At 50.4% G+C, this 13036-nt stretch carries 13 protein-coding genes; 8 read left to right on the top strand and 5 right to left on the bottom strand.

Annotated elements, in window-relative coordinates; genetic code table 11:
• Position 1 precedes the first annotated feature (1 nt).
• Complete coding sequence (locus QWY82_RS18010; RefSeq protein ID WP_290265151.1) at positions 2 to 598, top strand: DUF3313 family protein; 597 nt, start codon at positions 2 to 4, stop codon at positions 596 to 598.
• 310 nt (positions 599 to 908) lie between these two features.
• Here QWY82_RS18010 and speA read toward each other — a convergent pair whose 3' ends face one another.
• Positions 909 to 2798 carry a biosynthetic arginine decarboxylase gene (gene speA / locus QWY82_RS18005; protein ID WP_290265148.1) on the bottom strand — a complete coding sequence of 630 codons (1890 nt, stop codon included), beginning with the start codon at positions 2796 to 2798 and terminating at the stop codon, positions 909 to 911.
• A 217-nt stretch (positions 2799 to 3015) separates the two neighbouring features.
• Here speA and QWY82_RS18000 point away from each other — a divergent pair, with 217 nt between their 5' ends.
• Complete coding sequence (locus QWY82_RS18000; RefSeq protein ID WP_290265146.1) at positions 3016 to 3369, top strand: DUF6122 family protein; 354 nt, start codon at positions 3016 to 3018, stop codon at positions 3367 to 3369.
• On the opposite strand, the gene QWY82_RS17995 is transcribed toward QWY82_RS18000, so the two are convergent.
• Positions 3344 to 3541, bottom strand: coding sequence for a hypothetical protein (locus QWY82_RS17995; protein WP_290265144.1), 198 nt, complete (start codon positions 3539 to 3541; stop codon positions 3344 to 3346). The two genes, QWY82_RS18000 and QWY82_RS17995, sit on opposite strands and share 26 nt — an antisense overlap.
• Entirely contained in the window at positions 3538 to 4431 is an 894-nt protein-coding gene (locus QWY82_RS17990; protein WP_290265143.1) for a VOC family protein, read from the bottom strand. Before QWY82_RS17990 ends, QWY82_RS17995 begins: the two co-directional genes overlap by 4 nt.
• A 150-nt stretch (positions 4432 to 4581) precedes the next feature.
• On the opposite strand from QWY82_RS17990, the gene QWY82_RS17985 reads away from it, so the two are divergent.
• Positions 4582 to 5073 carry an FKBP-type peptidyl-prolyl cis-trans isomerase gene (locus QWY82_RS17985; RefSeq protein WP_290265141.1) on the top strand — a complete coding sequence of 164 codons (492 nt, stop codon included), beginning with the start codon at positions 4582 to 4584 and terminating at the stop codon, positions 5071 to 5073.
• Between the two features lie 61 nt (positions 5074 to 5134).
• On the opposite strand, the gene QWY82_RS17980 is transcribed toward QWY82_RS17985, so the two are convergent.
• Together QWY82_RS17980 and QWY82_RS17975 are read right to left on the bottom strand one after the other, a co-directional pair.
• Positions 5135 to 5827, bottom strand: coding sequence for a DUF5020 family protein (locus QWY82_RS17980; protein ID WP_290265138.1), 693 nt, complete (start codon positions 5825 to 5827; stop codon positions 5135 to 5137).
• A 3-nt stretch (positions 5828 to 5830) separates the two neighbouring features.
• Positions 5831 to 9445 (bottom strand): EAL domain-containing protein, encoded by a 3615-nt coding sequence (locus QWY82_RS17975; protein WP_290265136.1) that lies wholly within the window; start codon positions 9443 to 9445, stop codon positions 5831 to 5833.
• Between the two features lie 207 nt (positions 9446 to 9652).
• On the opposite strand from QWY82_RS17975, the gene QWY82_RS17970 reads away from it, so the two are divergent.
• The 5 genes from QWY82_RS17970 to QWY82_RS17950 are packed head-to-tail and all read left to right on the top strand — an operon-like array spanning position 9653 to position 12937.
• On the top strand, positions 9653 to 10867 hold the full coding sequence (locus QWY82_RS17970) for a methyltransferase (protein ID WP_290265134.1): 1215 nt from the start codon (positions 9653 to 9655) through the stop codon (positions 10865 to 10867).
• Positions 10858 to 11433, top strand: a complete 576-nt coding sequence (locus QWY82_RS17965; RefSeq protein ID WP_290265132.1) for a DUF6942 family protein — start codon at positions 10858 to 10860, stop codon at positions 11431 to 11433. The genes QWY82_RS17970 and QWY82_RS17965 overlap by 10 nt, the downstream gene beginning before the upstream one ends.
• On the top strand, positions 11423 to 12025 hold the full coding sequence (locus QWY82_RS17960; RefSeq protein ID WP_290265131.1) for an IMPACT family protein: 603 nt from the start codon (positions 11423 to 11425) through the stop codon (positions 12023 to 12025). The genes QWY82_RS17965 and QWY82_RS17960 overlap by 11 nt, the downstream gene beginning before the upstream one ends.
• 55 nt (positions 12026 to 12080) lie before the next feature.
• Positions 12081 to 12449: a hypothetical protein gene (locus tag QWY82_RS17955; RefSeq protein WP_290265128.1), complete on the top strand. Its 369-nt coding sequence runs from the start codon at positions 12081 to 12083 to the stop codon at positions 12447 to 12449.
• Positions 12449 to 12937, top strand: coding sequence for an NUDIX hydrolase (locus QWY82_RS17950; protein WP_290265127.1), 489 nt, complete (start codon positions 12449 to 12451; stop codon positions 12935 to 12937). The genes QWY82_RS17955 and QWY82_RS17950 overlap by 1 nt, the downstream gene beginning before the upstream one ends.
• The last annotated feature ends 99 nt before the right edge of the window (positions 12938 to 13036 follow it).

Genomic DNA, 13036 nt, shown 5'->3' with positions numbered 1-13036 from the left:
TATGTTACATTTTCACCGGACCATGAAGATTTTAGGTGCGATTAGTCTGATATTAGCGGCGCAATTGAGCTTTGCCCAAAAACCAATGGATATTCAGTATGTGCGCCCAGGGGTGGATTTTTCAGCTTACACCCAAGTGGTTTTGCATCCGTTAGATTTATCAAAGGCCAAGGTTGTGCCACCGGCTTGGGCGGAAGATAAAAGCCCAAAAGTGTGGAACTTGGAAGGCCGTGATATCGCCGCTGTTCAAGCTTTGTACCACGATGCCATAAAAGCCGAAGTAGAGAAGGATGCGCGCTTTAAAGTGGTTCCTTTTACCGGCCCCGGTATTTTGGAAGTGGAAGTTAAAATCACCTCGCTCACCCCCTTTGCAGCTAAAGATGAAAAAGTCATGACCCGTGGCAGCGGCGAAATTGCTGTACAAGTGGAAATGATTGACGGTGCTACAGGCGATCTATTGGCAATTATTGCCGGCGATCAACAAGTAGGTGAGAAATTTCAGCAGGCGAGCATAGATACCGATCGAGCTAATATTGCTGCTCTGTTTAAGGTGTGGGGCGAGCGTTTATTGGCGCAACTGCAAGCGTCGCAAAAATAAACTGAGTTAGATTTCGTACCCATAAAAAAGGAGAGCGTAGCCACTGCTGTCCCACAAAAACGATATGACCATCGTTAGGCTTTAAGTCTCATAATAGATGCGACATCTCGGCGTATACTTGGACATGAGCTTGGTGCCCGCACTAGCGACACGACGTGAATACATCCATGTAGTCTCAACACCCGCATCCATGCGGGTGACGGTCGCTAGTACGGGCACCAAACTCTCCCGCGACATAACTGTGGGACAGCAGTGGAGCCTAGCTCTCCTTTTTTCTGCTTTATTTTTCGGCTGTTACAGCGCTAGGGTTTTACTCTTCTAAGTAAGAATATCCCGTCATGCCTGTTTCCAGCTCAGCTAGGTAGCCCTCTTGGGTAGCCTTGGGTAAATCGCTGGCGGCAAGTTTTTCGCGATAGGTTTTGATGAGATGATCCACGTCGAAGTCAACGCAAGACAACATGTCGGCTACTGTGTCACCCATTAATGGGTTGAGGATCTCATAGCTACCATCGGCATTAAACTCGACGTGTAGTGAGTGGGTGTCGCCAAACAGGTTGTGCAAGTCACCTAAGATTTCTTGATAAGCGCCCACCATAAACATGCCTAAATAAAGCGGTTTGTCTTCATCCACAATCGGCATTGGCATGGTCGGTTCAATACCTTCGCCTTCAACATACTTATCGATCTTGCCATCTGAATCGCAGGTAATGTCTTGCAGGATGGCGCGGCGCTCGGGTCTTCTGTCTAAATAGTGCAGCGGCAGTACGGGGAAAATTTGGCCAATAGCCCAAGCGTCGGGTAGGGATTGGAACAGTGAGAAGTTACAAAATACTTTATCAGCTAACTTTTCATTGAGCTCATCTAAAATTTCCGCGTGCACGCCTGGGTTGTTTTGCAGAATGTCCCGCACTTTCACGCAGCTGGCTGCGTAGAGCTCGCTGGCCCTGGCCCATTCTTGTAAATTTAATGCGCCGTGTACGTACAGGCTGTGGGCCTCGCCAATGGCGTAAACCGCATCGTGATAGATTTCTAAGGCCGTGCGCCGTGAAATGTTATTAAAACCGTGCCAGAGGTCTTGTAAAATAACCGGTTCATTTTCGCCCACGGGCGCGGGTAATTTGTAGCCCACGGTTTCTTCGACGCCAATCACGTCGGTGATTAACACTGCGTGGTGCGCGGTCATGGCACGACCGGATTCGGAAATAATATTCGGATGTTCGATATTCATTTCCGTGCAGATGTCGTACAGCGCATTGACCACTTTATTGGCGTATTCTTGCATGGAATAGTTGGTTGAGCAGCTGGATTGCGAGCTGGTGGTGCCCTCGTAGTCCACGCCTAAACCACCACCTACATCGACCCATTTAATGGCGGCACCTAAATTGTGTAACTCGGCAAAATAGCGGGCGGCTTCGCGCAGTGCGTGTTGAATATCGCGAATATTGGCAAGCTGTGAGCCCAAGTGATAGTGCACGAGTTGGAGTGCGCCCAATTTATTTTGCGCGCGCAGTGTTTCCACCATGCTGAGAATTTGCGTGGGTGAAAGGCCGAATTTAGATTTCTCGCCACCGCTGCTTTGCCATTTGCCCTTGCCTTGTGAGGCAAGGCGCACGCGCACGCCAACCCGTGGATCTACGCCCATTTTCTCGGCCTCTTCCAGCACCAAGGTCATTTCCGACATTTTTTCCACCACGATATAAACTTGGTGGCCTAGGTGTTCGGCAATGAGTGCCGTGCGAATGTATTCGCGATCTTTATAGCCGTTGCACACGATCACAGAATTGGGCTTTGCCAGACCGATAACGGCCATCAGCTCGGGTTTGGAGCCAGCTTCTAAACCGAAGCGTTCCTGACCGCCGTGCAGTAACAGCTGCTCTACCACATCGTGCTGCTGATTGACTTTAATTGGGTAAACTGCCCGGTATTGACCGGTGTAGCCAATGTTATCTCGCGCTTTAGTAAATGCGCCGCAAAGCCGGTCGACACGGTCGTGCAAAATGTCGTTAAAGCGAACCAACAGTGGCGCTGTCATACCCATGGCGCGGGCTTTGTTGACCAGCTCCATCAGGCTAACTTGGTGCGTCGGTTGATCTGGGTCGGGTTTGGCAATGAGTTCACCGGCCGTGTTTACGTCAAAGTAACCATCACTCCAATGGGTGATGTTATATAGTTCCCGTGAATCATCGATAGACCAGTTCATGTTGATGTGGAAGCCCTCATTTTTGCTCGGTAGGGTGGATCAGAGTGTTGGCCTGCGACAGCTAACGTAAATTGGCGAATTCTATGGCAAGGCGCGTACAACACAAGGGTTGAAACGCGAATAGCTAGAGTTTAACGCAACTCTGCAATCTTTTTTATGTTGAGCCTATACAGGTAGCAGTACTGTTGGGTAATTATTGGCTAATAAAGGGCTTTTTGTGACCATTGCCGGATCTATCCATTTGGTTTTGCACCTCCTGGTGCCTTTGGTGCTTGCTAGGCTGGTGTGCGGTAAGGCTTGGCGGGCCCCGTTTTATCTGATGTTGCTGACAATGCTGGTCGACATTGACCACCTGCTGGCAACGCCCCTATACGACCCTGAGCGCTGTAGTATCAACTTCCACCCACTACACCGCTGGCCGGTGTGGTTTCTCTACGCGCTATTGGCGGCGTTGCCAAAAACCCGCTGGGTAGGCGTCGGGCTCATCGTGCATATGTTGCTGGACGCAAGTGACTGCGTCCGTCAGCGCGGAGTGGATGGGTTTATTAACGGATTCGACCCGATATGGTGACGCTGCTGCCCATGTGTGGGCCGCCACGGCCGTAACTGGGCCCGTAATAGGAGCCCCAGCTACTGCCCACAGACATGCTGCCATAAACGGCGACATTGTCGCAGCCGCTTAGACATAGGCTGGCGCCGGCAATGCAGGTGAGCAAGAGAGTTTTGTTTATTATCCGTTTCATTTATTCGCACCTTTGTCTTGATTGGCTTGCCAGGTCTGCACGATAAAACCAGCACCGCTGGGATCGAGTATCACCGCTAATTCGCCGCCGATGGGGTTGCGCTGTGGCGCTACCGCAATAACGCCGCCTAAGGCTTGCGCCTTTTTAACTGTCGCTTGTACGTCGTCCACGTGAACGTAGGTAACCCAAGTTGGCGCCAAGCCTTCGATAGGCGAGCGGGTCACGGAGAATGCCGGTTGCTCGCGCACAGTAAAGTAGGTGAAATGGGCGCTTCCGAGCTTACTGGTCTGGGCTTGGGCGCCGAACAATGTGGTATAAAACTGGCCGTCGCCATCGGTGTTCCAGAGTTCTTGCCAGAGAAAGTAACCGGCTTTGGTTGGCGTTTTAACCGGGTCGCCCTTGGCTGTTTGCAACAGGGCAAAGACTGCGCCTTGGCTATCTCTAACCACCGCGAGCTGACCTCTGTCGCCCACCGACTGAGGGCCGCCTTCGATACTACCGCCTAGAGCGGTCACACTTTTCACACTAGCGGCGAGGTCTGTACTGGAGAATACGGATACCCACTGGCTTAACTCTTGGCCTTTTTTCAAGCCGGCCGTGTCTACGGCACCGCCAATGGTTTGGCCTTCAAATGAAATCAAATGGTAGGCGCTAGCGCCAAAAGCATTGGGTATTTCGGTGAATGTCCAGCCAAACAGCCCACTATAAAATTGTTTGGTAGCCTTCATGTCGTGGGTTAGTAGATCGCGCCAAACCACCTGACCTGGGTGCCGCTTTTGGCTATCGGCGATGGCCGGCAGGTTAATGGTTAATTGGCTGCAGCCGCTAAGGTAGAGGCTGCAGAGGGTGAAAAAGGTCACGGTAAACGTTATTAAACGGAGCTTGTGCATAGTTATCCCTGTGGTAAAACGTCCGATATTTGCGCTCAAGCCTAGCAAAGCTTACCGGCAAAGTCGCCATTGCCAACACCGGCCGAGCTGGCCATACTTGCGCCTTTTTCCAATATCCACCTTTTTCCCATTTCCACTAAGGCCAAGACCATGAAAATCAGTAATGACAGCGTAGTGAGCTTTCACTACGACCTAAAAGAGGGCGAAACGGCCCTAGAAAGCTCACGGGATGGCGAGCCAGTTTTATATTTGCATGGTCACGATAACCTGTTACCTGCCATGGAAAAAGGCATTGATGGCTTGGAAGCCGGTGCCAAGGTTAGCTTAACCCTCGCACCTGAAGAAGCCTATGGAAAAAAGCGCGAAGGGGCAACACAGCGAATTCCGATCAAGCATTTGGTTGATCACGCAAAATTGAAAAATAAGTTACGCGTGGGCATGACCGTTGCCATTAATACCGAGCATGGCGCGCAGGATGCTGTGGTATTAAAAGTGGGTAAGTTCAATGTCGACGTCGATGCTAATCATCCTTTCGCGGGTAAGACTTTGACCTTCGAAATTGAAGTACTGGATGTTCGTGCCGCTACGGCAGAAGAGTTGGAGCATGGCCACGCCCACGGCGTTGGCGGTCATCATCATTAATTGCTTGCCGTACCGGCTCGGCCATAAAAGGCCAACCAATGGGTTGGCTTTTTATGTCGTTTTAAAAATGTATTTTGAGTAAAAAGCTCGCCGTGTTTTGCGCGCTGTCGATGCTATCCACATCAATACCGTATTTCTTGTCCCAATAATCGTACTCGAAACCCAAATACCAACGCATTGAGGTGTTGAGCTGCTTTTGCATATCCCATTTCAACTGTGGGTTCACGTGTATATTTTTCGCGCCTTCCTGCGAGCTAAATACCCAGTCAATATAGCCATCGAAAATGAACGCACCGTTAATGAAGGGGATGGACCAAGATAAGGTGGACTGCCAGCTACTGCCATCTTTGTTCGGTGAGTCGCGGTAGTAAACATTCACCTTGCTAAAGGTAAAGCCCGGTAACGTTAAATTCGTGCCCAGCCCCGCAAGGTAGGCCTCGGTATCATTTTTGCCGCGCTCCCAAGTAAACGCGGCAAACAGTGGATATCGACTATCGATTATTTTAACGCGCGGTGAAAATTCACCATACCAGCTATTCTCAGCATCGCTCTGGTGATAATTTTTCAGGTCGATGAAAGCAAATACATCTCCTTTCGCCCAACCAGCTGCGTATTCAATGGTGGCTGTTGATTGCAGTGCCGGCTCGACCACGTAGTTATCACCATAGAGCAGACTAAGACTGGCATCACCGGCTTGTGTTGTGCTTGATAAGAGCATGAGGGCAGAGAGTGAGGCAGTGCTAGGTAGTTTCAATGATTAAGAACCTGATGTGGTGAGATCGGATGCCATCAGTGTCAGCAGCTGAGTTTCACTCATGGGTTTTGCAAGTAGGAAACCCTGACCATATTGGCAGCCTCTTGCCCTTAAAAACTCAAGCTGTTCTTGGGTTTCAATCCCTTCGGCAACCACGTCAATGCCCAGCTTTTCGCCCATGCTGAGAATGGTTTCAATAAGCGTTTCCTGGGTTTTGTTACGGCCAATAGCCATCACAAAAGATCGATCTATTTTTAACTTGTTGACATTGAAGCGCGATAGATAGCTCAGTGATGAGTAACCGGTGCCAAAATCATCGAGAGAAATTGACAGGCCTTCCTGCTGTAGGTCTGACAGTTGTGCCTCGGCATTAATACGGTCATCAACCAGCAGTCGCTCGGTTATTTCAACTGTAATTTGCGATTTTTTCTCATGGGATAACACGAGGCTGCGCCATATAGCGAAACCATTTTCGGTTTCGTGAAATAATCTCGGTGAAATATTAACGGAAACGCCTATGCCTTTCGCCTTGCTCAATAAATTCAAACTCTTCTTCAATACTAAAAGATCTAACCTGCTGATAAGGCCTGAACTCTCCGCAACAGGAATGAATTCGGCGGGAGAGATTTTTTGGCCGTCGGCTTTGGTCCATCGGGCCAAGGCTTCGCAATCGGCGATAGACTCATCGGATAGCCTAAAAATGGGTTGATAGGCAACGGAGATCTCGTCCTGATCGATAGCGCGCACCAGCTCATTGTATATCCAGTGTTGACGCTCCGATTGCTCCTGCATGGCAAGTGTGAAAAAGCTTGCGTTGTTTTTGCCGTTTTGCTTGCTTGCGTACATGGCCTGGTCGGCGTGACTGAGCAACACATCGGAGTTTGTTGCATCATCGGGAAAGATAGATATGCCGATGCTGACGCTAGAAAATATTTGGTGCCCCATAAGCATAAAGGCTTGGTTCATCGAGCGGATAATTTGCTCGGCAACTTTAAAGGCATTTTTATAATCGTCTATGTTAGTGAGTAATACGGTGAATTCATCGCCTCCTAAGCGAGCCACGAGATCAGAGTCGCGGGTACAGGCCTTTAAACGGCTGGCAATGGCGCGCAAAAATTCATCGCCGGTGGCGTGGCCAAGACTGTCGTTGATGGATTTGAAATTGTCTACATCAATAAATAGTAGCGCGATTTTGGCATTCTCGCGCTTGGCCTTACTTAGCTCGATAGCCGTTTGTTCAGTGAAGAACCAGCGGTTTGGTAGCTGTGTAACCCGATCCATAGTGGCTTGTTCACGGATTGTTATCTCGTTGTTTTTTTGCCGGGTAATATCTTGAATAGCGCCGATTATTTCCGTTCCATTCACCGCGCTAAAGATAATTTTAATCCACTGTGACTCATCGTTGTCTCGGATGACCTCAATTTCAGTCTGTTGCCGCTCGCCAGATTCTTGGCATTTTCGAATAATAAATAGTAGTTTTAACGCGGCTACTCGACTCAAGGCGTGGGTTAAATCGTCGGTTGAGAAAGGTGCTTCGCGCGGTGGAATGCGCAGAATGGAAAATGCTTGCGGGTTTATTTGGGTAATCAGTTTGGCGCCGGAGATACGCAAGCCTGCAACTTGGGCAATATCGCCAATCTCGGTGAGTAAACCTTGGTTTTGCTGCAATTGAACTTCGGATTTTTTACGCTTTATATTTTGTTGTTGCAGCACTCGAATGATAACGGCGAAAAGAAAGAAGGCGAGCAGCGCAGTGGTGCGAGTCGCCGCCAGTGTGGCGTAGGAAAGCCCTTCGTCAATGGGAGGTACTGACGCCAGTATCCAGCTGTCGCCGCCGATGCTGATGGGTACGGTTAAGGCTCTCGGATCTTCAAACAGCGCCGGGTTGCCGTAGAATATATCACCAATGCTACCTTTGCCGTCTTTACCGCGTAAGGCAATGTTGGTATTTGGTGTGGGATTTTCCGGCGTAATAAAGCCTTGGGGGTCGAGGCCTGCGCGCAGCATGAGCTTTTCGGCATCAATAGGCGCGGCAACTAGGCCCCAAAAGCTGTCCTCACCAGAATCTGAGGTGGTAAATACCGGCGCTCTTGCGACGAAGCCTAGGCCGCCTTGAATTAAATTGAGTGGGCCGGCAAGTACCAGTTCGCCACGGTCTCGTACGGCCAGCGCGGCGTCTCTTTGATCGGCATTTGTGGTGTAGTCGAGGCCTAAGACGGATTTGTTGGGCTCCAAAGGGTATACAAATTTTACGACAAGATCTGGTGCTGCCGCTAGATTTCTAATGGTTGGGTCGTGCCGCATAATTGCTGCAGAGAATTTGGCAAATTGTCGCTGGGTGATATCGGGTGTGCCGCTGATATGCACCGCAATACCATAAACTCCAGTCAGTATATTGTTTAGTGTGCCTTCTAGCTGCGCGCGCAGCTGCATGTTGGACTCTAATTGTGAAATGTAAAGCCGATCGTTTAACTGAATGGTTAACCAGCGCTCTACGGCCACTGCAGTGATTAAAATAGTGACGCCTAGAACGACGAGTAGCGGTTGGTAAAAGCCTTTTGCTACCAGTAGGAGTATGAGTAGAAAGCACAGGCTAATGGCGGTGATAAACGGCAGTAGGCTCTTCGAAATGTCGGGCGAGTGGTGTGGCTGCCAGATGGATCGATGCATGACTAGGGGCTGGCTAATGGCGCCCACAGTGACAAGGCGATCGGCGATTTGCTGCCAGCGGATATTGTCTGAGTAACCAATGGGTACGGTTGGGTACTGTATATATTGTCCTATCTCATTGGCGAAAAATTGGTTGTAGGCGGTCACATTACTTAGCATTAAGTAATTTCTTGGGTAACTTTTCAAAATAGTATTAATAACATCATTGGGTTTGCCCAGCGCGTGTTGCCAACCTTGTTGGCTGGCCTGAACGAAATGCCTGACGATATCTGGGTGCCTGTTGGCAAAATTTTTCCGCGTGAACAGAATGTCGCCATAGTAGCGTTTATGCAGTTTATTGAGCGCTAACTCATTGACTTGCATGTTTTCAGCTTTTGCTTGGTAGCGCAGAGATGGGCCGTAGGTGAGCGCGAAATCGACATCTTGTGCGACGAGGTTTTTAATATCGATGGTGTTTTTTACAAAGTGAATGCGCTCTTCATCTATGCCTAATTGCTTTAGCGCGGACTTGAGTTCAAAAATAAGGCTGCTATTTTCTTGGTAGGCGACTTTCTTGTCCAGAAGGTCCTTCAGACTGGTCAGCCGTTGTTTCTTTAAACTAAATAACGTCGCGGCGCTTTGTTGGAATATAGGCGCTAGAATCAGAAGATCTGACTCAAATTTAGGGTGAACCAGCAGGTTAATGCCTGCAATGCCGAGTTCAGCTTCGCCGCTAAGCACGCGCTCGATAGCGTTAATTCTGTGGCCGTCGCGGGTAAAACCACTTTGAATTTTTACGTCTAGGTCATTGGCTTGATAGAGCCCCCAATCTTTTGCGGCGTAGTAGCCTGCAAACTGAAACTCGTGATCCCAGTTGAGTTGTAACCTGACCTGTTGCTCGGCACTCGCGGTGGTGGAACAGAACCCAGCGAGTAGCATAAGAAAGAGGCGAAAGAGGGCGTTAGTCAAAGCTGTAGATCCTAGACCTAAGGGAAAGATAACCGGAATATGTATTATAGGAGCCTAGCACAGGCGTCATTTACTGCCGTTTTTCAATAACTTAGTTTGTACCTAGGATTTGACATTTAGCCAGCGCGCGGCGGGCAACTGTTATCCGCTATGACGAAGCCGGTCTATCTGGCTAAAATGCGCCTTTGCCTAGAAAAGATACCCTCTGTGCTAACTGAACAATTTCACCATCTCGATCGGTTGTTGACCGAACACCGTCAGTATTGGCAGGTACGGGCCTTTGCCACCTTTGATAGGCTCTGGCCCGAAGGGCTTAAGCAGTGCGTCGATAGCCTGAGTATTGAGCAAATTTGGCAGTTGGATGGCGCGGAAGACGAGCTAGTGGCGCTTTTTTCCCCTTGGTTACCCGTGGGCGAAGCGCTAAATCAGTTGCTTGAGCAGTTTCAACGGCCTGAGTCGAACGATCACAAGGACGTGGAAGCGCGCTTGGGGGTGGGTATTCCAGGGCGCAAATGGCGCCAAATTGCGGCCTTCGTCGAATCTATGCCCAAGCCCGCAGGCACCGTGTTGGAGTGGTGTGCCGGCAAAGGCCATTTAGGCCGCGTGGTTTCCTCGGTACACGGCTGTGAGGTACAGAGCCTAGAGTGGGATAGAGGCTTGTGCCACGAGGGCGAGCAATTGGCCGCGAAATACCGAGATAAATACCGAGTAGATCAAACCTTCCTGTGTGCCGATGCATTAATGGCCGAAACCAAGGAGCATATTCCTCGAGGCGGCATGAGCATTGCGCTACACGCCTGTGGCGACTTACACACACAGTTATTAAAAGCCTGGGTGGTGCGGAAGGGCGAACAATTGCTGCTGGCACCTTGTTGTTACCATTTGACCAAAGACGCGCGTTATCTGCCGCTTAGCCAAGCGGCTAAAGCCAGCGCTATCCGGTTAAGCAAAGCTGATTTGAGTTTGCCGCTGCAATCCACCGTCACCGGCGGCAAGCGCGTGCAACGCCTGCGTGACCTAGAGGCCAATTGGCGCCTCAGCTTTGATATGTTGCAGCGCCAGATCCGAGGCGTGGATGAATATCTGCCCTTGCCCAGCATCAAGAAGGCGATGTTGGCAGGGCCTTTCGACGCGTTTCTGGCCTGGGCCGCGACCCAAAAAGCGGTGCCATTACCGGCGGGCTTAGACATTGCGGCTTGTTTGCTGCGCGGCCAACGGCGCTTGCTTGAGGTGCGGCGCACCGAGTTAGTGAGCAAGCTTTTTCGGCGCGCCATAGAGCTGTGGTTGGTGTTAGATCGCGCACTGTATCTGCAAGAGCAGGGCGCAGAGGTTGATGTGTTTACCTTTTGTGATTACCAACTCACCCCGCGCAACTTTATGATCAGGGCCAATAACCCTCGAGCCGTGACCCTATGCCGTTAGCCCCTATGCCGCTAGAGCCGATGATGTTCGCGCCAGCGCAGATAGAAAATGTGTCCAGCCTGGGCAGTGTATCACCCAAACTCGCCATTTATATTGCCAACCGCCCACCCATCGCGCCCTACCTAAACCGCCAAGGTTGCTTCCCGGTGGTTGCGGGTGAACTGGCTCATATCGGATTTAATACCAGTAACCATTGGCGCAAAGTGTTTAATGTATTTGCCAAGTTTTGGTTCGCTTTGTGCCAATCGGACTCGCGTTTTTGCGCGCGCGGCGCTAGCTCTTGGCAGGCCTTCCGCGACGATTATTTATTGCAGGCGGGCTGCGATCAGGCGCTGGTATTTTCGCGGCCCCATTTTTCTGATCCGTGTATTCACATCATCGCGGGAAAGACCTGGGCGCAAACCTTATCGGTGGATAATCTCACCTGGCTCGATGCGCACTTTGCGGTAGACCCCATAAGACGCATAATTGTTTGCCCCTATTTGGATTATCGCCAACTGAGCAATGCGCGCATCGATCAGCTTGTCGCCTTGGTGCAATCTTTCGGTGCTCGACATGTCAGCTGAATACCGAGTGCCGGCTGACGGGGTTGAAATTGAATACCAAGTGAAAAAAAGCCGCTTTATTGCCCAAGCACACTTTGCCAGTTCGCGCGAGCAGGCACTGGCGTTGTTAGCGCAGGCCAGGCTCGCCTATCCAGATGCCCGCCACCATTGTTGGGCTTATTATATCGGCCACCCGCAAGCGCCCAGCCTAGTCGCATTTTCCGACGACGGCGAGCCATCGGGTACGGCGGGTAAGCCAATCTTAAATGTGCTGCAACATAAAAATATTGGCGACCTGATGTTAATAGTAATCCGCTATTTTGGCGGCGTGAAACTCGGTGCCGGCGGGCTAGTGCGGGCCTACGGTCATGCCGCGCAATTGGCCATAGATGGCCTCCGCACGAGGGCTATTGTCGCCCTGAGTGATTACACCGTTGCGGGTGATTTTAAGTTTGAACAGCCGATCCGGCATTGGCTGGAAACCCACGGTGGCGCTGTACGGCAGGTGCGTTACAGTGATTGCGTAACACTCGACCTACAGGTGCCGGCGGAATGTGAACAAGAGCTGTTCGATTTTGTATCCGCCCAGGGCGCTAAGTTGGCATCCGAGTGAGCGCTGTAGCTGGTAGAATAGTCGCGCGTACGATTTTATCTAAAAGGACCTTGTTATGATTACTTACCTGTATTGGATTGTTGTTTTAGGGCTCGCCTTTGGCGCTTTCTTTCTCCTAGCAAAGCGAACCTATTGGCGCGCTGCCGCGGGCTGTGCAGCCGGTATTCTGTTGGTTGGCTGGGCTAGTTATGTGTTTCATTTTGAGCAGGTTTTCGTCAAACGCTTTGGCGGGGTTATGTCTATTACTATCCCGAGTGGTCAGCTACATATTGCAACCACATGGAAAGATGACAACCTGTGGGTTGAAAATTACGACCCTAAAACCAATACCTGTTATTTTTATGAATATTCCAAGGGCAATGTTTTAGAGGGTAAGGTGGTCATTAAAGATTGTAACCCGCTAGCCGGCGCGGCATTGAAATAATGCTGTTTAAGTCTCTAGCACCAAACGCAGCGATTTTCTGGCTTGCCGTTTTTACCCCAATGTTTTCTGTGGCTGTTATGGCCGAGGCCTGCCCCGCTTTCGAAACGCCCATGGCATCGGCAAATGCCGGTTGTTTAATTGTTGAAAACCAAGAAGTCTTGATGCTGAAGCAGTGGAACGCAAAGTGGGCGCTGCCGGGCGGCACGGCAGAGGCGGGTGAGGCGGCGCAGTGCACCGCGTTGCGTGAAACCTGGGAAGAGACGGGTTTGAAAGTGAACGTAGGTGGGCTAATTCACATCTACGAAAACGGCTTTCATTTGTTCCGTTGCGAACGCCGAGCTGACCAGCCTAAGTTAAATGAAAAGCGGCCGTTTACGGTTGAGGTTTTAGATGTTGCTTGGGTGGGTGTAGAAAAATTTGATGGCTTGAATTGGCGTTTTAGCAATCAGCGTCAAGTCATTGAAGATTGGTTGACAGCGCAGCCCTAGCAAGACTTGAGATCATCTCTACAGGCGCGGGCTATGATCTCGTCGTTTAATAGAGCTAATCAACCCGCATCGGTTTTCTCCTCCTAGACTGGTACGTTG

The sequence above is a fragment of the Simiduia curdlanivorans genome, from assembly GCF_030409605.1.
Lineage (GTDB): Bacteria > Pseudomonadota > Gammaproteobacteria > Pseudomonadales > Cellvibrionaceae > Simiduia > Simiduia curdlanivorans.
This window is presented reverse-complemented; position numbering and strand designations above follow the sequence as displayed.

Bases quoted from the DNA above. Each gene is read 5' to 3' on its own strand.
- QWY82_RS18010 (WP_290265151.1), top strand. From the start codon at position 2: ATGTTACATTTTCACCGGACCATGAAGATTTTAGGTGCGATTAGTCTG.
- speA (WP_290265148.1), bottom strand. From the start codon at position 2,798: ATGAACTGGTCTATCGATGATTCACGGGAACTATATAACATCACCCAT.
- QWY82_RS17995 (WP_290265144.1), bottom strand. From the start codon at position 3,541: ATGAAACGGATAATAAACAAAACTCTCTTGCTCACCTGCATTGCCGGC.
- QWY82_RS17990 (WP_290265143.1), bottom strand. From the start codon at position 4,431: ATGCACAAGCTCCGTTTAATAACGTTTACCGTGACCTTTTTCACCCTC.
- QWY82_RS17985 (WP_290265141.1), top strand. From the start codon at position 4,582: ATGAAAATCAGTAATGACAGCGTAGTGAGCTTTCACTACGACCTAAAA.
- QWY82_RS17965 (WP_290265132.1), top strand. From the start codon at position 10,858: ATGCCGTTAGCCCCTATGCCGCTAGAGCCGATGATGTTCGCGCCAGCG.
- QWY82_RS17960 (WP_290265131.1), top strand. From the start codon at position 11,423: ATGTCAGCTGAATACCGAGTGCCGGCTGACGGGGTTGAAATTGAATAC.
- QWY82_RS17955 (WP_290265128.1), top strand. From the start codon at position 12,081: ATGATTACTTACCTGTATTGGATTGTTGTTTTAGGGCTCGCCTTTGGC.
- QWY82_RS17950 (WP_290265127.1), top strand. From the start codon at position 12,449: ATGCTGTTTAAGTCTCTAGCACCAAACGCAGCGATTTTCTGGCTTGCC.